We start from the raw sequence: 22,298 nt of genomic DNA on the forward strand, positions 1-22,298 counted from the left end.
ACGCCGGCGTCATTTTCAAGGGCTGGCTGGCCGGCTGGCCCCTGCCGCGGCGTCTGGTCCCGGCGGCTTGGTTGGCAGGACGGCTGCCTTCAGTACCGCGAACTCCTCGATCACGAAATCGGCCAGTCGGCCGATATCGGGCACCGCGCGCTGGTCCGCCGTCAGTCCGAAATCGAGATGGCCCAGGTAGCTCTGCACCGTGAGATTCAGGGCGCAGCCGTGGGTGGGGATCGAGACCGGATACAGCGCCGCTACCTTGGCACCGGCGCCGTACAGCGGCACGTTGGGGCCGGGGACATTGGAAATGCAGACGTTGCATGACATCGGCAGGATGTCAGCCAATCCGGACTTGCCGTAAAGCTCGTTCAGGCCGCGGATCAGGATGGGAGCGCCGAAGAAGGCGTAATCCTGCGGTACGATGTCCTTGATGCCGGCGGCGACCTGCTTGGCATCGGCCGAAGAGGCCTGGATGGCCTTGATGCGGGCGACCGGGTCGTCGATGTGGGTGGCCAACCCGCACATCATGCCGGACACCTGGTTGTTCATGTCGGTGTTGCCCAGCTCACGCAGGGAAATCGGCACAAAGGCGATCAGCTCCGACTGGGGCAGCTCGCCGCGTCCCAGCAGGTACCGCCGCAAAGCCCCAGCGCAGACCGCCATCACCACGTCGTTCAGTTTGCCGCCGGTCGCCTTGCCGACAGCCTTGGCCTCGGCCAGCGACAGCGACCGCGCCGCATAGGAGCGGTCACCGGTGATGGTGGCATTGAACGGCGTCTTGGGCGCCACCAGTTTGGGCAGCTCGCGTATCGGTGATTTGGGTAGGTACTGCGACAACGGCGCCCCACGCGGTACCTTGGGGAAGAACATGCTGGCGACATTGCCCAGCACCTCCGGCGCCGACCGCCACATGTCGAGCTGGAAGCGCACCATACTGGTGACCAGGTCGCCGATCGGGTCGGGTCGGCTGGCGGTTGCCGGCTGGTTCGGCGTGGCTGGCGGCTTCACCTTCCGCGGCTCGGGGGTCAGGTCGTACATCGTGTTGGTGATCACCATGCCGGCACCGCCGTCGACTGCGGCGTGATGCACCTTCGAATAGAGCGCGACCTGGCCGTTGTGAATGCCGTCGATGGTGGTGAACTGCCACAGCGGCTGGTTGCGGTCGAGCTGCTGGGAATGCAGGCGGGCGATCACCGCCTCGAGCTGCTCCATCGACCCGGGCGCCGGCAGCGTGATGTTGCGGAAATGGTAGGAAAGATCGAGGTCAGGCGCATCGACCCAGGATGGGTGATGGATGTCGAGCAGCGTCGGCGACAGCTTCTTGCTGAAGATCGGCACCAGGTGCAAGCGGCTCACCAGCATGTCGCGATAGTTGTCGTGAAAGCTGCCCGTATAGCCCTCGGGCAGGTCGAACAGCGTGAAGCCGGCCACGTGCATCGGCGTTTCGGCTGTTTCCAGATACAGGAAATTGGCGTCTATGCCGCCGAGTCGCGTCATCGTGTCCTCCCGCGCCGGACGTCGGGCGTTTGGGCCACCCGTTAGCTTATCGTTGCCAGGCTGCGACGGCCATCTTCCTGCGAAACCGAACGGTCTTGCAAGGTCTGTCCTCTCGGCGTGAGGGGACGTCTCGCCAAAGAGGACCGAATCAGCCTAGTCTTGCCAGGCTGAAGTACGGCCCGGCGAGCGATCGTCGGGTTGCAAGAAAGCGCGTCAGGCAGCTCAGGACGTGTAAAGGCAGTAGGGAGGATACGATGTCGACGAGCCCGGTTTCGATTCCACAACCACGCGTACGGCCGATCGTCGGCAATGTGCCGGATGTTGGTTTTGAGATCCCGATCCAGAACATGATGAAGCTCGCCGAGGAGCACGGGCCGATCTATCGGCTCGCCTTCCCGGGTGGCGGATCAATCCTGGTGTTGAGCTCGGTTGAGCTGGTGAGCGATGCGTGTGATGAGACGCGGTTCGAAAAGTTCGTCCACGGTGCGCTGAAGCATATCCGGGATTTCGCCGGTGACGGGCTGTTCACGGCCTACGGGACCGAGCCCAACTGGTCCAAGGCGCACCGCATCCTGATGCCGGCGTTCGGGCCGGCGTCGATGCGCAACTACTTCGACGACATGCTTGATATCGCCGACCAGATGCTGACGCGCTGGGAACGGTTCGGGCCGGCGGCACCGATCGACGTTGCCGACAACATGACCCGCCTGACGCTCGATACCATCGCGCTGTGCGGCTTCGGCAATCGCTTCAATTCCTTCTATCAGCGCGAGATGCACCTGTTCGTGGATGCCATGGTGCGGGCGTTGGCCGAGGCCGGCAACCGCACCAACCGCGTGCCGCTACAGACACGCCTGATGCTGATGACGCAGCGGCAGTATGATTCTGACTGCCGCCTGATGCACCAGATCACCGATGAGGTGATCGCCGAGCGCCGCCGGCTCAGCCCCGACGAGGCGCCGCGCGACCTGCTCAACCTGATGCTGACGGCGAAGGATCCGATCACAGGCGATCGTCTCGATGACGCCAACATCCGCAATCAGCTCGTGACGTTCCTGATCGCCGGCCACGAGACAACCAGCGGCCTGCTGTCCTTTACGACTCACCTGTTGCTTGAGAATCCGGAGATGCTGGCCCGTGCCCGCGCCGAGGTCGATGCGGTCCTGGGCGACGGCGTGCCCCGCTTCGAGGATATCGCCAAGCTCGCCTACATCGATCAGGTGCTGCGCGAATCGATCCGGATCTGGCCGACGGCACCGTTGTTCGCGGTGCGGGCCAAGGAAGACACCCTGCTGGCCGGACGTTATCCCCTGAAGAAGGGCGATGTGCTCTCCATCCTGACGCCGTCGCTGCATCGCGATCCGGCGGTGTGGACGGATCCCGGACGCTTCGATCCCGATCGCTTCACGCCTGAACTGCGGGAAAAGATTCCGCCACAGGCCTGGCTGCCGTTCGGCAACGGCGTGCGCGCTTGCATCGGACGGGCCTTCGCTTGGCAGGAATCGCTGCTGGTGATCGCCATGATGCTGCAGCGCTTCGACCTGCGGACCACGGCACCCTACAAGCTGGTCGTCAAGGAAACGCTGACTCTGAAGCCCGAGGGCCTCAAGATCTACGCCCGCGTGCGCAAGCAGGTGGCGCGCACGATGGCGACGCGGATGGCGCCGGTGCCGACCGCCGCGCCGGCGCCCGCCGCCGCGGCGGTGCCGTCGCACGGCACGCCTTTGCTGCTGCTGTACGGCTCGAACTCCGGCTCGTCCGAGGCGTTCGCGCGGCGCATCGCCAGCGATGGCCAGGCCCGCGGCTATGCCGTCAAGGTGGCGCCGCTCGACGACTACGCTGGCATGCTGCCCAAGGAAGGCGCCGTGGGCGTGGTGACGGCATCGTATAACGGCCAGGCACCCGACAATGCGCGCAAGTTCCTGACCTGGCTGGCCGGCGTGCCGGACGGTGCGCTGATGGGCGTGCGCTATGCGCTGTTCGGCTGCGGCAATCGCGACTGGACGATGACCTACCAGACCGTACCCAAGCAGATCGACGACCTGTTGAGCCGCGCGGGGGCGCAGTCGTTCATGGAGCGCGGCGAGGGCGATGCGCGGGCCGATTTCTTCGGCGATTTCGAGAAATGGTACGGCGCATTCTGGCCGACCGTGTCGTCGACCTTGGGCGTCGCCTTGGCCGAGGTTGCCGGTGGTCCCCTGTACGACGTCGAGGTCGTGCCGTCGGCCAGCCTGCAGCTGGTCGAGGAGAACAAGCTCGATTTCGCCGTCATCAGCGACAACCGCGAACTGGTCGACATGACGTCGCCGCTGGGCCGCTCGAAGCGGCATCTTGAGTTCACGTTGCCGGAAGGCATCACCTACGCCGCGGGCGACTACCTGGCGGTGCTGCCGGAGAACCACCCCGATCTGATCGATCGCGCCGCGCGCCGCATGGGGCTGCGTCCGGACGCGGCGGTGGTTCTGCGCTCCACACGTGGAGCGATGGCGGCGTCGCTGCCCACGGATCGGCCTGTCTCGATCCAGGAGCTGTTCGGCCGCCATGTCGAGCTGTCGGCGCCGGCGACCCGCAAGAATGTCGAGCAACTGGCTGCACTCAATCCCTGTCCGCCGCACAAGATGGAACTCGCGGCCATCGCCGAGGATCCCGAGCGCTACCAGGCCGAGATCCTGAAGAAGCGCGTCAGCGTGCTGGAGCTGCTCGAGGCCTGGCCGTCCTGCGACGTCAATCTCGGGCAGTTCCTCGAGATGCTGCCGGCGATGCGCGTACGCCAATACTCCATCTCGTCATCGCCGCGCATGGACCCGGCACAGTGCAGCCTGACGGTGGCCGTCGTCGATGCGCCGGCCTGGTCGGGCCAGGGCCAGTTCCGCGGCACCTGCTCGAGCTACCTGTCACGCATGAAGGTCGGCGATCAGGTCCCGGTGGCCATCAAGACGCCGAACGTGCCTTTCCATCCGCCGGCGTCGAACGCCACGCCCGTCGTGATGATCTGCGCCGGCACCGGCCTGGCGCCGTTCCGCGGCTTCGTCCAGGAACGCGCGTTGCGCGACGCTGCCGGCGAGAAAGCCGGGCCGGCGTTGCTGTTCTTCGGTTGCGATCATCCCGATGTCGATTTCCTCTATCGCGAGGAACTGGAGGCCTGGGAGCGCGACGGCATCGTCTCGCTGCTGCCGGCGTTCTATCGCAGGCCCGAAGGCGACATCACCTTCGTGCAGCATCGGCTGTGGCAGGAGCGCGAGAAGGTGCGGGCCCTGTTCCGCCAGGGTGCCATCGTGTTCCTGTGCGGTGATGGCCTCAACATGGCGCCGGCGGCGCGGCAGACGCTGGCCGACATCTACAAGGAGACCGTCGGCTGCACCGACGAACAGGCCTCGGTCTGGCTGGCTGAAATGGAACGCTCCGGCCGCTACGTCCCCGACGTCTTCGCCTGAAATCCTGGGAGCGCGGGCGTCCCGCCCGCTCATGAGCGGGCCAGAGGCCCGCGCTCCCAGGAGATTATTCCAGGGGCCGATTTTTGGACTCCTTGATGCGCTATGGGCGCTACCCATATCGCCGCGACGAACCTCGGTGCGCCCCTTCGCTCGTATCAATGAAGATTGTGACTCGCGGTAACGAAACACACGTCCAGAACACCTCCGACGTACTTAAATTTGTTTTCCGTCATTGTTGTCATTGTTGTCACGCGTTTTGGGACAGCAAAAATATTACCGGGAATGCGACGCTGAACTTATCCCGCGGCGTCAGCTCCGTGTCACGTAGCTGTGAACGCGAAGACACAGACCTGTAAATTCTCATCGCTACGAAAGGCATCCCTCGCGTTCCCTGCGCGCCTTTCAACGGTCTGCTGCCCCGCTCGTCATCCACGACACAGCGTCGCGCCGCGTGCGCGACTCCGGCGGTGATGCGGCCTGACAACAGGAGGATAGCTTCATGTCGGCCATCTACCACGCGCTCGCATCCGGCCCGTTGACGCAATCCTGGAACGACGCGGGCCTGATCACCGCCAATGACAGTTGGGCCGGCGTGCCGAGCATCGAAGGTTTCCTGGGCGACATCGACGCGGGATCCCCGACGGGCGTTGATCCGCGCACGCTGACGGCGGCCAACCTGGGCGCGCTCGATGTGATTGCCAATCAGACCGCGCCCAACACGCTGACCGCGGGTGGTGTTGCCGAGTTCGCCATCGCTGACCCGACGATCGCGCTGAATGGCTCGGGGACGGCGGATGCGCCCAGTCTCGTGATCTACCTTGATGCAACCGGCCAGCAGGACGTGCGGGTCCGGTTCAACGTGCGCGATCTGGACGCCTCGACTGACGATGCGGTCCAGCAGGTCGCGGTCCAGTATCGTGTCGGTGCCTCGGGTACCTGGACGAATGTCGCGGGTGGCTATGTCGCTGATGCCACGACGGTCGGTGCGGCAAGCCAGGTGACCGCGGTCGATGTCTCCCTGCCGGCCGATGCGGCCAATCAGTCGCAGATCCAGGTGCGCATTCTGACGACGAACGCGGCCGGCAGTGACGAGTGGGTGGGTATCGACGACATCCAGGTGACGAGCACGGTATTGGGTGGCGGTGGCCCCGATACCACGCCGCCGTCACTGGTCTCGTCCAGCCCGGCTGACAATGCCACGGGTATCGCGACGTCGGCGAATATCGTGTTGACCTTCAATGATGCGGTGCAGGCGGGCAGCGGCGACATCACCATCTCCAATGGTGCCGGGGATGTGCGCACCATCACCGTCGGTACCGCCGATACCGATGGTACGGTCACGTTCAACGGCAATACCGCCACCATCGATCTGGCGGTCGACCTTGCGGCCGGCACTGCCTATGACGTGGTCGTCGCGTCCGGCGCGATCCAGGACGACGCCGGCAATGCCTTCGCCGGTATCGCCGCTGATGCACTCGACTTCACGACCGCGCCGGCGGCACAGACGGTCGCGATCTATACGATCCAGGGTGCGGGCCACGTGTCGGCCTTCGCCGGCCAGACGGTGACGACCCGGGGCGTGGTGACTGCAGTCGATAGCAACGGCTTCTACATTCAGGACCCGACCGGCGATGGCAATATCGCGACGTCGGACGGCATCTTCGTGTTCACCAGCAGCGCGCCCTCTGTAACGGTCGGCCATCTGGTCAGCGTCAACGGCCAGGTCAGCGAATTCACACCCAATGGCGCGGCACCGGGCAGCCTGTCCCTTACTGAGATCACCGCTACGGCGGCGAACATCACGGATCTCGGCGTTGGTCCCGCGATCGTGGCGACGCAACTCGGCGGCTCGGCCGGACGCAAGCCGCCGACCGAGGTTCTTGACGACGACGGTCTCACCACGTTCGACCCGGTCCATGACGGCATTGATTTCTACGAAAGCCTCGAGGGCATGCTGGTCACGGTGAAGAACCCCGTGGCCACCGGCCCGACCAGCGATTTCGGCGAGATCTACACGGTCGTCGACAACGATGACGATCCGGCCAACGGGCTCAACGCCACGGGCCTCACCGACCGTGGCACGATCCTGGTCGAAGGCGGTCAGCCGGCATTTGGTGACACCAATACGGTTGGCGGCGACTTCAATCCGGAGCGTATCCAGATCGACGATGACAGCGGGGTGCTGGCGGGTTTCGTGTCACCGGACGTCAATGCCGGCGCGCGGCTCAGCGATGTGACCGGGGTCGTCGGCTACGATTTCGGCAACTATCAGATCACGCCGACCCAGACCTTCACCGTGGCCAACCCGGGTTCCTTGACGCGGGAGACCACGTCGGTCACCGGCTCTGCCGAGCGCATTACGATCGCCTCGTATAACGTCGAGAATCTCGATCCCAAGGTCGAGGACATCAATCTGGTGGCCGGTGCGACGCCAGCGCAGCGCCAGGCCAATGTCGATGACGACACGGCGAAGTTCACGCAGATCGCCAGCCAGATCCTGGACAACCTGCGGGCGCCGGATATCCTGGCGCTTCAGGAAGTGCAGGACAACGACGGTGCCGAACTCAGCGCGGTGACATCGGCATCGGCGACCTTGCAGCGGCTGGTCGACACGATCAACGCGGCAGCCGCTGCCGCCGGCAGTTCGGCGCAGTATGCTTTCCAGGACAATCCGTTCATCGGCGACGATCTCAATGGTGGACAGCCCGGCGGCAACATTCGCACGGCATTCATCTATCGTGTCGATCGTGGCGTCGACCTGATCGAGAGCTCGCTGCGCACGATTGACGCCAACGGCAATCCGACAACGTCCGTCGGCTCGAATACCGATCCGTCGAATCCGTTCTTCCAGTCGCGCCTGCCACTGGCCGCTACTTTTACGTTCAACGGCGAGGAAATTACCGTCATCGACAATCACTTCTCGTCCAAGGGCGGCAGCGGCGCGCTGTTCGGATCGGACCAGCCGCCGCTCAACGGTGCCGAGGCGGCGCGCGCCGCCCAGGCCCAGGCGGTCAACACCTATGTCGACTCGCTGCTGGCAAGCAATGCCAACGCAAGGGTCCTGGTGACGGGCGACCTCAACGAGTTCGAGTTCGAGGAACCGATCAAGGTGCTGGAAGGCCGCGCGACCTACCAGGACGGGCCCGATGCCGACGCCGCGCCTGAGTACACGCCGGGTGGCACGCAGGTGCTCACTGTTCTGGGTAGTCTGCTGCCACCATCCGAGAGCTACGACTACAACTTCGAGGGCAACGCCCAATCGCTCGACCAGATGGCGGTCACGACAAGCCTGCGCAGCTCTGCCCGGTATGACGTCGTGCACATCAACTCGGAATTCGCCGATCAGGTCAGCGACCACGATTCACTGATTGCGAGCTTTGCCATGACGCCGGCCCTGTCGACGACGCCCACCAACGATGTGACTGCCGCGCAGGTTGGCCGCGTCAGTCTCGCCGGTGCCGAAATCTCGGCATTCGATCCCAGCAGCGACCGGCTGTTCGTGACGTCCAGCTCGGGCCTGCAGGTCGTCAACCTGGCCAATCCCGCGGCGCCGGCGCTGCTCGCGACCATCGATTTTACCGCCCTGGGCTTCGCCAGCACCGACATCACCAGCGTTGCCGTGAAGAACGGGATCGTCGCGGTGGCACTGCCGAACAGCGACAAGACGCTGCCCGGCAAGGTGGTGTTCCTGAACGCGGCAGACGGTGCCTTGCTGGGCTCGGTCGACGTCGGCGCCTTGCCGGACATGCTGACCTTCACGGCCGACGGTAAGAAGGTCCTCGTTGCCAACGAGGGTGAAGTACCGGCATCGGGCACCGATCCCGATGGTTCGGTCAGCATCATCGATCTCTCCGGTGGCGTGGCGTCGGCAACGGTGCAGACCGCGACGTTCACGGCATTCAATGGCCAGGAGGACGCGCTGCGCGCCGAAGGTGTGCGCATCTTTGCCGGCAAGACCGTCGCGCAGGACGTCGAACCGGAATACATCGCAATCTCGCCTGACGGCACGACGGCGATGGTGACCCTGCAGGAGGCCAATGCCGTGGCGCTGCTCGATATCGCGACGGCAACTTTCACTGACATCGTGCCGCTGGGCCTGAAGAACTGGGCCGGGCTGCAGATCGATGTCAGCGATCAGGATGGTGGCATCAACCTGGTGAACAACGCGCCGATCTTCGGCATGTACATGCCCGACGCGATCGCCGCGTACCAGGTCGGTGGCCAGACCTACTATGTGATGGCCAACGAAGGTGATGACCGCGATGACTTCCTGACGCCTGATGAGACGATCCGGGTCGGCAACACGAATTATGACCTGGATGACAGCACGTTCCCCAATGAAGCGGCTTTGAAGGAAAGCGCCGCATTGGGACGCCACTCGGTCTCCAATGCGCCCGGCCTGCGCGGCGACACCGATGGTGACGGTGATATCGACCAGATCCTGACCTACGGCGGCCGGTCCTTCTCGATCGTCGACGCCCAGGGCAACCGTGTGTTCGACAGCGCTGATCTCATCGAGCGCATTGCGGTGCAGGCGCCAGGCTTGTTCGATGACACGCGCAGTGACAACAAGGGCGCCGAGCCGGAGGGCATCACCGTCGGTACGGTGGGCGATCGTACCTACGCTTTCGTCGCGCTGGAGCGGTCCAATACGACACTGATGTTCGACATCACCAGCCCCGATCACGTCTCCTACACAGGCCTGTTGCAGACCCCTGGAGACGTCAGTCCCGAGGGCGTCCTCTTCATCTCGGCCGCCGACTCGCCCAACGGCCAGAACCTGGTCGTGGTCAGCAACGAGGTGAGCAACACCGCCACGGTCTACCAGATCACGCCGCCGACGCCGCCGAATTTCACGCTGCAGCTGCTGCACATGTCGGACGGCGAAGCCGGCCTGCTGGCGGGTGACACGGCGCCGATCATGGGCGCGCTGATCGATCGGTTCGACGATCAGTACGCCAACACGCTCATCCTGTCAGGCGGTGACAACTTCCTGCCGGGACCGTTCCTCAACGCGGGCACCGACCCGTCCCTCAATTCCGTCATCGGCGCCACGGCTCCCGGACGTCCCGACATCGCGATCCTGAACGCGTTCGGTGTCGAGACCTCGACGATCGGCAATCACGAGTTCGACCTCGGCTCGACCGTGCTGCGCGATGCTTTCACGCCGTCAGGCGCCTGGGTGGGAGCGAAGTTCCCGTATCTGTCGGCCAATCTCGACTTCACGAACGACAGTGCCCTGGCACCCCGGACGACCACAGGCGGTCAGGAGGCGTCGACGATCGCCGGCCGTATCGCGCCGTCGGCCATCATCACCGAGGGCGGCGAGCGGATCGGAATCGTCGCGGCCACGACCCAGGTGCTGGAGCGGATCTCCTCGCCCAACGGCACCGAGGTCAAGGGCTTCCCGACCGCCGGCCAGCCCGGCGACAACGAGGAAGTCGACGACATGGCGCTGCTGGCCTCGCAGTTGCAGCCGATCATCGACGGCCTGATCGCGCAAGGCGTCAACAAGATCGTCGTGACGTCGCACCTGCAGAGCATCGCCAACGAGAAGCAGCTGGCAACCCTGCTGCGCGGCGTCGACATCATCCTGGCGGCCGGCTCGAACACCCGGTTGGGTGATGCCGACGACGTGCCGGCAACATTCCCCGGACACGAGGCGAATTTCGCGGACACCTATCCCATCGTGACGGCCGGCGTCGACGGCGCGCCGACGCTGATTGTGAACACCGATGGTGAGTACACCTACCTGGGCCGGCTGGTGGTCGAATTCGACGCCAACGGCGTCATCGATGTCTCCAAGCTCGACGACTACCAGGCGATCAACGGCGCTTACGCCTCCAATCAACAGACGCTGGAGCGAGTCTACGGCGACGACATCGACCAGGCCTTCGCCGAAGGCTCCAAGGGCGATCAGGTGCGTGACATCACGCAGGCCGTCGATGCGGTGATTGCCGACAAGGACGGCAACATCTTCGGCTACACCGACGTCTACCTCGAAGGTGAACGTGCCTTTGTGCGCACCCAGGAGACCAACTTCGGCAATATCAGCGCCGATGCCAACAGCTTCGCGGCGCGCGCAGCGGTCGGCGAGGGCACCTTCCTGGTGTCGCTCAAGAACGGTGGCGGTATCCGGGCCCAGATCGGCTCGATCGACGACGACACGGGCAACAAGATTCCACCGGCGGCCAATCCCGATGCCGGCAAGCCTGCCGGCGCCATCTCGCAACTCGATATCGAGAATGCGCTGCGGTTCGACAACAAGCTGATGGTGTTCGACACCACTCCGCAGGGTCTGCTGAACATCCTGAACTGGGGTGCCGGCTTGTCCGCCAACAACGGCGGCTTCCCGCAGATCGGTGGCGTGCGGTTCTCGTTCGACCCGGACCTGCCAGGAAACAACGGCTCGACACCGGGGTCGCGTATCCGCGATGTTGCGCTGGTCGACGACGACGGCAATGTCATCGCGGCACTGGTCGATGACGGCGTCGTACTGCCCGGCGCGCCGGCCCGGATCAGCATCGTCACCTTGAACTTTACCGCCAACGGCGGCGATGGTTATCCGGCCAAGGCCAACGGCGAGAACTTCCGCTACCTGCTCGATGACGGCACCCTGTCGGCGCCGGTCGACGAGGCGCTTGACTTCACCCTGCCGGCCAACATCCCCGCCGGCGTGATGGGCGAGCAGCAGGCGTTCCGGGAATTCCTGGAGGAATTCCACGCGACACCGGAAACGGCCTACCGCGAGGCCGACACGCCGATCGCCGGCGACACCCGGATCCAGAACCTCAACTTCCGTGACGACACGGTTCTGGTCGGCGCGCCGATCAATGGCGACAACGGCGACAATGTCATCGACGGAACGGCCGGCGACGACCGGATCGATGCCCTGGGCGGCGACGACCGCGTCAGGGGTCTGGCGGGAGATGACCGCATCCTGGGCGGCACCGGCGATGACCGGTTGTCGGGCGACGACGGCAACGACGATATCGACGGCGGTGCCGGCGATGATGTCGTCGAAGGCGGCGCCGGGGCGGATGACCTCATCGGTGGCGCCGGCGACGACACGATCTTCGGCGATGCCGGCAACGATGTGATCACCGGCGGCACTGGCGATGATCGTATCAAGGGTGGTGACGGCGACGACACGTTCGTGATCAGCGGTACCAACGATGGCGACGACCGCTACGACGGCGGTGCCGGCATTGACACGCTCGACTTCAGTGCCGCCACGCGCGCGATCCGGCTCGATCTCGCCGAAGGCACCACTCATTTCGGGTCGGACACCATCATCAATGTCGAGAACCTGATCGGTGGTTCGGCGGACGATCAACTCACCGGCAACAACGGCGCCAACGACCTGCGCGGCGGCGGCGGCAACGATCGTCTCGATGGCGGTCGTGGCGACGACGCCCTGAGGGGCGATGCCGGCAATGACCGCCTCGACGGCGGTGAGGGCACCGATCGCCTGTCTGGTGGCGATGGCAACGACCGTTTGGATGGCGGCAAGGGCAACGACCGCCTCGAGGGCGGGGCGGGCAACGACACGCTCGACGGCGGTGAGGGCAATGACACGTTGATTGGCGGCGGCGGCAATGACCGGCTCACCGGCGGCGGCGGCGTCGACCACTTTGTCTTTGCGTCAATCGGCGAGGCGAACGACACCATCACCGACCTCAAGGTGACGGGCCGGGACCAGGATGCGATCGTGCTTTCGCACAGCCTGTTCCAGGGCTTCACGGGTGATGATGCGTTCGACCTGATCGGCAGTGGCTTCCTGCGCGCCAATATCACCGGAAGCAAGCGCACCGAGGTGCAGGTCGATGTCGATGGTGGCGGCAATCAGTGGCAGACACTGGCCGTTGTCGACACCTATCTCACCAACGGCATCCTCGCCGATCACGTCATCGTCCAGAACGATACGGTCGTGTAGGAGAAAAGCTTTCATGGTGAGCTTGTCGAACCATGAAGGCTCTCCCCACCAACGGCGCTATAGCTTCATGGTTCGACAAGCTCACCATGAAGCTATAGTGATCACGACTCGCGGAAAGCGCGGGCCAGGCTGTCTTCGATGGCGCGGAAGAGATAGCGCAGCATGGTGCGCTCTTCCGTGGTGATGAAGGCTTCGGCCGGCATGCCCGGCGCCAGCAGGGCCCGATCGTGAGGGCCGAGCTGGTTGGTGTCGAACGCCAGTCGGACGCGGTAGTAGGGCTGCTGGTTGGTGCGGTCCACCAGTTTGTCGGCCGACACGAACATGACCTGCGCGTGCACGACAGGAGTCGTGCGTTGATTGAGCGCCGCCAATCGCACATTGGCGGGCTGACCGACCTTCACGGCATCGATATCGGCGAGCTGCAGGCGGGCGTCGACGACGAGATCGACGCCGGCCGGCAGCAGTTCCAGCACCTGTGCGCCCGGCGCGATCACGCCACCCACGGTGTTGACGTTAAGTTTGACCACGGTGCCGCTGGTCGGTGCCCGTACGACGATGCGGCTGAGGATGCTCTCGGCGGCGCGGATCTGCTCGCGCGTATCGGCGGTGCGGCCGCGGACTTCGGCCAGGCGCGCGACCGCCTCGGTGCGCCGTTCATGTCCCAGCTTTTCCATCTGCTGGCGAATCTCGGCGATGGACTGGCGGGCCTTGCCGATCGTTGACAGCAAGGCGCCGGCACGCCCCTCGAGATCGGCTTCGGAACGGCGCAGCGCGAACAAGCGATCCTGGCGGGCGAGGCCCTGCTTGAACAGCCATTCGACATCGCGCAACTCGGCGGCGATGAAACCGATCTGCTTTTGCGTGGCCACACGCTGCGCTTCGGCGCCGGCGATTTCCTGGTCCAGGCCGGCCAGGCGTTCCTCCAGGATGCGGATCTCGTTGCGGTAGCGCGACAGGCGGTCGGTGAACTCGGTGGTCCGCGACTCGACGACGTCCTTCACCGACGGGTCGAGGTCGGCGGCCAGCAACTCGGGTGGAAACGTGATCGCGTGCTCGCCGCGCTGTTCAGCGAGCACGCGCGCCTCGTCGGCGCGCAAGGTCGCCAAGGTCGTGCGCAGCCGGCTCAGGTTCCCTTCGACGGCGGTGGGATCCAGGCTCAGCAGCGGCTGGCCGGCGGTGACGACATCGCCTTCGTGGACATGGATCTCCTTGACGATGCCGCCTTCCAGATGCTGCACGATCTGGTTCTCGCCGCTGGCCGCCATGTTGCCGGCCGCGATCACGGCACCCGCCAGCGGTGCCGTGGCGGCCCATCCCATGAAACCGCCAATGCCGACGCCGGCGATCAACAGTGCCACCAGCGACGGGCCCAGTAACGAGGTCTTCACCTGCTTTGACCAATGCGGCGTCGCCGTCGTCATGCGCGGGCCTCCCGGGCAACGGCCGGGCGCGCCGGCATCTCGGCGCCGGCTGCCACAGGCACCGAGGTGCCCGACATGCGGGCCAACGCCTCGTCGCGGCTCTGCGAGGCCGCGACCTGGCCGTCGCGCATGAAGAGAACGCGATCGACGGCCTGCAGCACGCCGGCGCGCTGCGACACGACGATCACCGTGGCACCGAGGCGCTTGAGCTGCAGGATCGTGGCGTTCAGCGCGGCCTCGCCGTCGCGATCGAGATGCGCGTTCGGCTCATCCAGCACGACCAGTCGTGGTGGGCCATAGAGCGCCCGGGCCAGTGCAACCCGCTGGCGCTGGCCGCCGGACAGCGGCAGCCCGCCCAGCCCGACGCGCGTGTCGTAGCCGTCAGGCAGGCGCTTCACCAGCTCGCCCACGCCGGCCAGCTGCGCCGCCGCCAGCACTTGATCGGTCGGCGCCTGTGTATCGAGGCGGGCGATGTTCTGGGCAACGCTGGCGGGCAGGAGCTCGACGTCCTGGGGCAGGTAGCCAACGTGAGCGCCGCGATCCACCGCATCCCAGTTCTCGAGGTCCGAGCCGTCAAGGCGCACGGTGCCTTGTGTCGGTGCGAGCGCGCCGACGGCCAGCCGCGCGAAGGTCGACTTGCCGGCGCCTGACGGGCCGACCAGGCACACCGCCTCGCCGGCCTCGATGGTGAGCGATATCCCCTTGAGGGTAGGCTCCGGTGCTCCCGGCGGCAGGTACACCACCTTCTCGAAGGCAAGATGCCCCTTGGGTGCCGGCAGGCGGGTGCGGGCGTTGGGCCGTGCCGTGGCGGCCAGCGCGCGATCGACGGTACGCAGGCCGATCAGCGTCTGCAGCAGGCCCTTCCAGCCGGCGATCAGGTTGTCGATCGGCGTGAGCGCACGGGCCGCGACCAGCGATGTCGCGAAGATCATGCCGGCGGTGATCTCCTGCTTCAGCGTCAGATAGGCCCCCAGCCCGAGGATGCCGATCTGGACGCCCATGCGGATGAAGCGCGAGATGCCGGTGAAGACCGCGTTGATGCGCACGGAACGATCTTGCGCGCCCAGCGCGGCGGCGGTCGCGCCACCCCACGCGGCGGCGGCGGTGGGCAGCATCCCCATGGCGCGCAGCAGTTCGTGATTGCGCGTGAACGACGCCAGGAACAGGCCTGCCGTGGCGGTGTCGCGTACGCTGCGCTCCTGCGGCCGGCGCACCATCAGCTGGTTCAGGATGGTAATGACCAGCAACACGCCGGCACCGGCCAGCACCAGGCTGCCCAGCGCCGGATGGATCAGGAAGACCAGGACCAGGAACAGCGGTGTGAACGGCAGGTCGAGCAGTGCTGAGAACACGGGGCTGGTCAGGAACGTGCGGGCCTGGGTGAGATCACGGCCCAGCGCCGCGGCGTCGGCGCGGCCGCCGCTCTGCACCGTGGCTGCCAGCAGGCGTTCGCCGAGATCGACCTCCAGGCGGGCGCCGATGCGCTGCACCACCACCTGGCGGATGGACTCCATGGCGCCCAGGATAGCGAGGCCCCCGAGCGCGATCAGGGTCAGGTAGACCAGGGTCGGCATGCTGGCGGACGACAGCACGCGGTCGTAGATCTGCAGCATGTAGACCGGCAGGATCAATGCCAGCAGATTGAGGATGAACGTCATCGCCGCGACGACCAGGAGGCCGCGCATGGCGGCGCGGCCCATGACGTTCGACAGCCCCATCGCGACCTTCCCAAAGTCCAGGTTCAGCGACGATCTAGCGGAGGTTCAGCGACGGTTCTGTGACTCCCGGCGGTGATGTTTGTGGGCTTTTGGCCTTGTGCCTGGTTCGGAATCACGCGTCCCTGATACAGCTGTCATCCCGAGCGCAGCGAGGGATCTTCTGAAGTGACGCACGGGTGCGCCTGCATCGAAAGATCCCTCGCTGCGCTCGGGATGACGATCCTGAGTCACACTCTAGCGATAGTCGGTACCTAGGTGGTTGCGGTCAGCGGCACCTTGGTAAAGTCGGCGTGCTTGTAGGACCGCAGCTCCAGCCGGCTGATGCGGAAATGGGCGCCGCAGTTGGGATCGGTGCAGCCGATGTTGGCATCGGTGGTCATCCAGTCGCCCTTGACCGTCGGGCGCTGCTTGGCCGGCAGGAACGGCAGCACGGCCAGCATGGCCCACATGCCGAAGCTGTCGCCGGAGGCGATCTCGATGCGGCTGCCGCGCAGCACGAAGCTGTCGCCTTCGCGATGCTGGCACACCATCGGCCGGCTCTTGTCGCCGTGCACGACCTCGACCTTCAGGTCGTAGAGCTGGAAATCGTCGTCACCCATGGTTCGCTCCCTAGCGGGCGCCTACGCCCTTGAGGTTCTGGTTGGTCCACATGATGCTGGCGTGCCGGCCGCCCGGCTCGCGCTCCAATGCATAGCACTCGCCGCTGGGGCCGTGCGCCTGTGCCAGCACGGCGTCGACCGCCGCACGATCCGCCGCTGTCAGTCGCAGAGCGTCGGCCGCGAGCAGATCGGCGAGATGTGCATCGGTGCGCGCACCCACGATGGCGGCCGATGCGCCCGGCCGGTCGAGCACCCAGCGCGTGGCCACGGCCGTGATCGAGGTGCCGTGGTCCCGCGCGATGCGATCGAGGGTTCTCAGCAGCGCCTGGAACAGGTCCCAGGGGCCGAACTCGTCGATGATCAGGCGGTACTTCACCAGTGAGCGGTTGGCGAGCGGCGGTTCGGGATCGGATGCGCCGAGCCAGCGTGTCGACAGGAACCCGCCGGCGACGGTGCCGTAGCAGAGCAGCGCCATGTTGTGTGCCTGGGCGAAGTCGACCATGCCGCTCTCTGGCCGCCGGTCGAGGACGGAGTACTGCAGCTGGTTGGCAGCGATGCCGATGCCGGCGGCGGTGATTTCCTTCAGGCGCGGCACGTCGAAGTTGGTGGTGCCGATCAGCCGGATCTTGCCCTCGCGGCTCATGTCGGCGAGCCAGCCCATCGACTCGACGTAGCCCGGTGTGTCGTAATCCCACCAGTGGAACTGCACTAGGTCGAGGCAGTCCATTCCCAGACGCTGGCGCGCGCGGTCGATCAGGAACTCGATGTCGGCGCGCTTGATCCTGGCCAGCACGTCGCGATCCGGCACCACCTTGGTGTGGACCTTCAGGCGTCGTGCCAGATCGGGATGCCTCTTGCGGAAGTCGCCGATCAGCTCCTCAACGCCGACGTAGTGGTCGGCGCAGTCGAACGTGTCGAAGCCGGCCTCGACGAAGCGCCGCATGCCGTCGAGCGCGGCACCGCGGTCGACCGTCGGCCCGTGGCGCTCGGCGAGCTGCCAGTTGCCCTTGATGATGCGCGAGCCGGAATAACCCGGCGCGAGCGGGACGCGTTCGACCATGCGGGTAGCCTCAGAAACCGATGCGACGGAACAGGGCCGTCATCTGCTCGAGATCGATCACCTTGTCGGTGACCAGCTTGCCGTCCTCGACCTTCCACACCAGCGCTGGGCCGGTGACGTCGCCGTTCTTGTCGAACGTGAACGGCCCGGTGGCGCCGACATAGCGCACCTTGCGGCCGGCCTTGATGGCCTCGAGGCCCTTCTTGATGCCCTCGACGCCGGGGATGACGGTTTCACCGGCGGGATCCTGCACCAGCCGCAGGGTGTCGCGGATGGCGGTACCATCCAGGGCCGCGGCCTGCTGCATGGCCAGCGCCGTGACCACGACCGCATCGTAACCCGTGTGCAGGCCGGGGCCGATGGGATCGCGGTTGAACTTGGCCTTGAAGCCGGCATTGAAAGCGTCGACCGAGGGGCCGGCGACCTGCGCGTTGTCGATGCCGACGGCCTTGGTCAGGAAGCGGGCGCCGACGGCGTTGATGAAGTCGGTCGAGCGCAGGGTGTTGTGCAGCACCAGGTTCTGGGTGCCGCCCAGCGAGATCCACTCGCGCGCGATGGTGGCGCCGTCTTGCGAGAAGGCGAGCAGGATCAGCGCATCGCCCTTCATGGCCAGTGCCTGGTTCACCTCAGTGCGATAGCTCGGCTGGTTCTCGTTGTACGGAACGGCGCCGGCGATCTTGCCGCCCAGGGTGCCCAGCGCTTTTTCAATGTCACGCAGGAGCGAGGAGCCGAAGTCGTTGTTGACGTAGATCACCACCGGGTTCTTGTAGCCGCGGTCGGTTGCCGCGACCGCGTGGGCGACGCCGAACACGCGGCTGGTCGGGATGGTGCGGAAGAAATAGCCGCCGGTCTTGCCTTCCTCCGACAGCCGCGTCAGCGTCGGCGTCACGGCGCAGCACGACACCATGGGTATCTTGGCGGCGGTGGTGACCGAGCTCACGATCGCGGTGGCGATGCCTGAGCCGACCACGCCAACGATCGCCGGTACCTTCTGCACGTCGACCAGATAGCGCGCTGCGTCGACGCCCAAGGTCGGCTGGCCGGTGTCGTCACGCAGCGCCAGTTCGACCGGACAGCCTTTGATGCCGCCGGCGGCGCTGACATGCTCGACCGCCAACTGGGTGGAGTCGGCGATCGGCTTGCCGATCGGGCCTTGCGGGCCCGTCAGCGGAATGACGGCACCGATTTTGACCGGGCATTGCGGCGCGCCTTGCGCCAGCGCCATGCCATTCGTCAGCGCCAGCGTCAGGGCGCCGGCGATCGCCAACAGGTACTTGTTTTTCATGGTCGTCTCCCCCGTTTCATTTCTGCCGGCCCGGCGACGCATCGTCCCGCAACAGCGGTGACGAATGCAGTCGCTCGCCCATCAGGCCGCGTGGCCGAAAAACTAGCATGGCGATCAGCAGCACGCCTATCAGGATGGCCTGGATGGCACCGCCCTGGACCTGCAGCGTGCTCGGCACGATCTGCACGACGAGGACACCCGACAGGCTCCACAGCGCCCACACGACGAAGGCGCCCAGCACGGCCCCGGCGTTGTTGCCGCTGCCGCCCACGATCAGCATCGCCCAGATCTGGAACGTCAGGATCGCCAGGAAATCGTAGGGGCTGACATAGCCGATGAAGGCTGCGTACAGCGCGCCGGCCAGGCCCATCGGCGCGGCGCCCAGCACGAAGGCGGTCAGCCGCATGCGATCGACGTCTTTGCCCAGGGCGGCAGCGGCGACCTCGTCCTCGCGCACGGCGCGTAGCGCCCGGCCCCAGGGCGAGCGCACCAGCCGCTCCAGCATCAGGTAGACGACCGCCAGCACGACGGCTACCAGCGCCAGGAAGGCGAGCCCGAACCAGAACGGCGGCAGGTCGGCGAACGGCTTGGCGATGCCGGCAATACCGCGGCCGCCGCCGGTGATGCCTTCCAGGTTCAGCGCCAGATGGTTGATGGCGGCGGCGATGCCGAAGGTGGCCAGCGCCAGATAGTCCGTGCGCAGCCGGATGGTGAGGCGGCCGATGGCGAGCGCCACCAGGACGGTCACGACCATTGCCGCCGCCAGCGCCGCGATCACCGGCCAGTCCAGGCCGCCGACGTGCTCGTGCTGCGCCGGCGCCGTCAGCGCGGCGTAGGTATAGGCGCCGATCGCCATGAAGCCCACCACGCCGGCGTTGAACTGGCCGGAGAAACCCCATTGCAGGTTGAGGCCCAGGGTGGCGATCGCGAAGATCGAGGCCACGGTGGCGAAGAACACCAGGTAGGAGAGAATTCCCATCATTTGCCGAACAGCCCCTTGGGCCGCAGCAGGAAGCAGGCCAGCATGATCAGGAACGGCACGGTCGCCTTGTAGCTGGTGGGCAGCACCAGCACCGACAGGTTCTCGGCGACGCCGACCAGCAGACCGCCGATCACGGCACCCGGTATGCTGCCGACGCCACCCAGCACCGCGGCGGTGAACAGCGGCAGCAGCAGGTTGGCGCCCATCTCGGGCCGCAGCTGCACCGTCAGCCCGAACAAGGTCCCCGCCAGCGCGCCCAGCATGCCGCTCACGATCCAGGTCCAGCGGACCGCGGCCTCGGGATCGATGGCGCAGGCCTGCGCCAGTGCCGTGTTCTCCGCCACGGCGCGCATCGCCAGGCCGACGCGGGTGCGGTTCAGCAGCCACCACAGCGCCACGAGCGCCAGGACCGTGACGGCCAGCACCAGGATCTGGTCCGGCATCACGCGCACGTCGCCCGGCAGCAGCACCGCGATCTGGATCTCGCGGCTGTAGTACTCCGGCTGGGTGCCGAACATCAGCAGCACGATGTGGCGCAGCACCAGGGCCAGCCCGAACGAAGCGAAGATCAGCACCAGCGGTCCGGCGCCGCGACGGCGCAACGGCCGGAAGACGACGATATCGGACACCAGTGCCACGACCGCCGTCACGGCCAGGCCGACCGCGAGCGCAACCCCCAGGAAGCCGCCGAATGAAAACGGGCCCAGCGGCGCGCCCGTGCCGCCGTAGGCCAGCACCGCGGCCAGCGCCGCATAGCCGCCGACGGTGAGCAATTCGGCGTAACCGAAATTGGCGAAGCGCAGGATCGCCAGGCACAGCGTGATGCCGATGGCGCCCAGCGCGATCACGGCGCCGGTCAGCAGGCCGTCGGTGAGGAGCTGCAGGATCATGCGACCCGCTCGCCCAGAAAGGCGCGCGTCAGGCGCGGATCGCGCGCCAGCGCCTCGGCTTTGTCGACCAGCACCGGCCGGCCCTGCACCAGCACGATGCCACGGTCCGACGCTGCCAGGCCGGCCTTCACGTTCTGCTCGACCATCAGCACGCCGACGCCACCGGCCGAGATGCCGCGCACCGCGGCGAACACCTCCTGCGCTGCCTTGGGCGCCAGCCCGGCGCTGGGCTCGTCCAGTAGCAGCAGGCGCGGTTGCGTCATCAGTGCCCGCGCGATGGCCAGCACCTGGCGCTGGCCGCCCGACAGCGCGCCGCCGAGCTGGCGTCGCTTCTCGGCCAGCAAGGGAAAGCGCGCGTAGGCTTCGGCGATGCGTTCGCGCGTCACCTGGGGCGTGGTGCCGAAGCCGCCGGCGCGCAGGTTCTCCTCGACGGTGAGCGTCACGAAGACGTTCTGCACCTGCGGCACGTAGCCGATGCCGGCGGCGATCGCGGCATGTGTCGGCACGCCAGCCAGGTCGCGGCCGTCCAGCCGGATCGCACCGCCCATGACCAGCACCAGGCCGCAGATGGCCTTCATCAGGGTCGATTTGCCGGCGCCGTTGGGACCCAGCAGCACCACCATCTCGCTCGCGGACACTGACAGCGAGGCACCATCGACGATCGGCAGGTCACGGTGGTAGCCCGCTACCAGGTCGTGGACCTCCAAGAGAGGGCCGTTCACGCCATATCTCCGAGATAGGCGTCGATCACGCGCGGGTCGGCGCGCACCGTGGCGGCATCGCCGACGACCAGCACCTGGCCCTGGGCCATCACCACGATGGGATGGCACAGGCGGGTCACCAGGTCGATGTTGTGCTCGATCACCAGGAAGCCGATGCCGCGTGCATTCAGTGCCTGGATGCGCTCGACGATGATCTCCAGCAGCGCCGCGTTGACGCCGGCCGCCGGTTCGTCGAGCAGGATGAAGCGCGGATCGGCCATCAGGGCGCGTGCCAGTTCCAGCAGCTTGAGCTGGCCGCCCGACAGGGTGCGCGCCGGTGCCAGCGCCAGCGGCCGCAGCGAGACGAAGTCGAGGATCTCCTCGGCCTTGTCGCGCAGCCGCGCCTCCTCGGCCCGCACGCGCGTGGGCATCACCCAGTTGCGCCAGAACGCCTCGCCGGCCTGATGCGGCGGCACCGTCATCAGGTTCTCGATCACCGACAGTTCGGCGAACGGTCGCGGGATCTGGAAAGTGCGGGCGATGCCCAGCGCGAAGACGCGATGTGGCGCCAGGCCGTCGATGCGGGTGCCGGCGAAGCGGATCGTGCCCGAGTCGGGCCGGATCGCGCCGGCCAGCGCGTTGAACAGCGTGGTCTTGCCGGCGCCATTGGGACCGATCAGCGCCGTGATGGCGTCGACAGGAAGGGACAGGCTGACGCCGTCCACCGCCCGAAGTGCGCCGAACGACACCGTGACGTTCTGCGTCTCCAGCATGACGG

At 66.3% G+C, this 22,298-nt stretch carries 12 protein-coding genes; 2 read left to right on the plus strand and 10 right to left on the minus strand.

Going from position 1 to position 22,298, the window contains the following annotated elements:
- Window positions 1–15: 15 nt before the first annotated feature.
- Entirely contained in the window at window positions 16–1,494 is a 1,479-nt protein-coding gene (locus FQU96_RS02380) for a wax ester/triacylglycerol synthase family O-acyltransferase (RefSeq protein WP_146539229.1), read from the minus strand.
- A gap of 254 nt (window positions 1,495–1,748) precedes the next feature.
- On the opposite strand from FQU96_RS02380, the gene FQU96_RS02385 reads away from it, so the two are divergent.
- Together FQU96_RS02385 and FQU96_RS02390 are read left to right on the plus strand one after the other, a co-directional pair.
- Window positions 1,749–4,928 carry a bifunctional cytochrome P450/NADPH--P450 reductase gene (locus FQU96_RS02385; RefSeq protein WP_146539230.1) on the plus strand — a complete coding sequence of 1,060 codons (3,180 nt, stop codon included), beginning with the start codon at window positions 1,749–1,751 and terminating at the stop codon, window positions 4,926–4,928.
- A gap of 499 nt (window positions 4,929–5,427) precedes the next feature.
- On the plus strand, window positions 5,428–12,864 hold the full coding sequence (locus tag FQU96_RS02390; RefSeq protein WP_146539231.1) for a choice-of-anchor I family protein: 7,437 nt from the start codon (window positions 5,428–5,430) through the stop codon (window positions 12,862–12,864).
- 101 nt (window positions 12,865–12,965) lie between these two features.
- Here the strand turns inward: FQU96_RS02390 and FQU96_RS02395 are convergent, their stop codons facing one another.
- The 9 genes from FQU96_RS02395 to FQU96_RS02435 all read right to left on the minus strand — a co-directional run bounded on the left by FQU96_RS02395 (window position 12,966) and on the right by FQU96_RS02435 (window position 22,293).
- Window positions 12,966–14,285 carry an HlyD family type I secretion periplasmic adaptor subunit gene (locus tag FQU96_RS02395; protein WP_146539232.1) on the minus strand — a complete coding sequence of 440 codons (1,320 nt, stop codon included), beginning with the start codon at window positions 14,283–14,285 and terminating at the stop codon, window positions 12,966–12,968.
- Window positions 14,282–16,003, minus strand: coding sequence for a type I secretion system permease/ATPase (locus FQU96_RS02400; protein WP_146539233.1), 1,722 nt, complete (start codon window positions 16,001–16,003; stop codon window positions 14,282–14,284). The genes FQU96_RS02395 and FQU96_RS02400 overlap by 4 nt, the downstream gene beginning before the upstream one ends.
- 251 nt (window positions 16,004–16,254) lie before the next feature.
- On the minus strand, window positions 16,255–16,602 hold the full coding sequence (locus FQU96_RS02405; RefSeq protein ID WP_146539234.1) for a TIGR04076 family protein: 348 nt from the start codon (window positions 16,600–16,602) through the stop codon (window positions 16,255–16,257).
- 10 nt (window positions 16,603–16,612) lie between these two features.
- Window positions 16,613–17,662 carry an aldo/keto reductase gene (locus FQU96_RS02410; RefSeq protein ID WP_146539235.1) on the minus strand — a complete coding sequence of 350 codons (1,050 nt, stop codon included), beginning with the start codon at window positions 17,660–17,662 and terminating at the stop codon, window positions 16,613–16,615.
- A 10-nt stretch (window positions 17,663–17,672) separates the two neighbouring features.
- Window positions 17,673–18,947: an ABC transporter substrate-binding protein gene (locus tag FQU96_RS02415; RefSeq protein WP_178130265.1), complete on the minus strand. Its 1,275-nt coding sequence runs from the start codon at window positions 18,945–18,947 to the stop codon at window positions 17,673–17,675.
- Window positions 18,948–18,963: 16 nt separating this feature from the next.
- On the minus strand, window positions 18,964–19,929 hold the full coding sequence (locus FQU96_RS02420; RefSeq protein WP_146539237.1) for a branched-chain amino acid ABC transporter permease: 966 nt from the start codon (window positions 19,927–19,929) through the stop codon (window positions 18,964–18,966).
- Complete coding sequence (locus FQU96_RS02425; RefSeq protein WP_146539238.1) at window positions 19,926–20,819, minus strand: branched-chain amino acid ABC transporter permease; 894 nt, start codon at window positions 20,817–20,819, stop codon at window positions 19,926–19,928. The genes FQU96_RS02420 and FQU96_RS02425 overlap by 4 nt, the downstream gene beginning before the upstream one ends.
- Complete coding sequence (locus FQU96_RS02430) at window positions 20,816–21,541, minus strand: ABC transporter ATP-binding protein (protein WP_146539239.1); 726 nt, start codon at window positions 21,539–21,541, stop codon at window positions 20,816–20,818. Before FQU96_RS02430 ends, FQU96_RS02425 begins: the two co-directional genes overlap by 4 nt.
- Entirely contained in the window at window positions 21,538–22,293 is a 756-nt protein-coding gene (locus FQU96_RS02435) for an ABC transporter ATP-binding protein (RefSeq protein WP_255467798.1), read from the minus strand. The genes FQU96_RS02430 and FQU96_RS02435 overlap by 4 nt, the downstream gene beginning before the upstream one ends.
- Window positions 22,294–22,298: the final 5 nt, after the last annotated feature.

This window comes from Reyranella sp. CPCC 100927, from assembly GCF_007859315.1.
GTDB lineage: Bacteria > Pseudomonadota > Alphaproteobacteria > Reyranellales > Reyranellaceae > Vineibacter.

Coding starts and splice junctions, on each gene's coding strand:
- FQU96_RS02385 (WP_146539230.1), top strand. CDS start 1,749: ATGTCGACGAGCCCGGTTTCGATTCCACAACCACGCGTACGGCCGATC.
- FQU96_RS02400 (WP_146539233.1), bottom strand. CDS start 16,003: ATGGGGCTGTCGAACGTCATGGGCCGCGCCGCCATGCGCGGCCTCCTG.
- FQU96_RS02415 (WP_178130265.1), bottom strand. CDS start 18,947: ATGAAAAACAAGTACCTGTTGGCGATCGCCGGCGCCCTGACGCTGGCG.
- FQU96_RS02425 (WP_146539238.1), bottom strand. CDS start 20,819: ATGATCCTGCAGCTCCTCACCGACGGCCTGCTGACCGGCGCCGTGATC.
- FQU96_RS02380 (WP_146539229.1), bottom strand. CDS start 1,494: ATGACGCGACTCGGCGGCATAGACGCCAATTTCCTGTATCTGGAAACA.
- FQU96_RS02390 (WP_146539231.1), top strand. CDS start 5,428: ATGTCGGCCATCTACCACGCGCTCGCATCCGGCCCGTTGACGCAATCC.
- FQU96_RS02395 (WP_146539232.1), bottom strand. CDS start 14,285: ATGACGACGGCGACGCCGCATTGGTCAAAGCAGGTGAAGACCTCGTTA.
- FQU96_RS02420 (WP_146539237.1), bottom strand. CDS start 19,929: ATGATGGGAATTCTCTCCTACCTGGTGTTCTTCGCCACCGTGGCCTCG.
- FQU96_RS02435 (WP_255467798.1), bottom strand. CDS start 22,293: ATGCTGGAGACGCAGAACGTCACGGTGTCGTTCGGCGCACTTCGGGCG.
- FQU96_RS02410 (WP_146539235.1), bottom strand. CDS start 17,662: ATGGTCGAACGCGTCCCGCTCGCGCCGGGTTATTCCGGCTCGCGCATC.
- FQU96_RS02405 (WP_146539234.1), bottom strand. CDS start 16,602: ATGGGTGACGACGATTTCCAGCTCTACGACCTGAAGGTCGAGGTCGTG.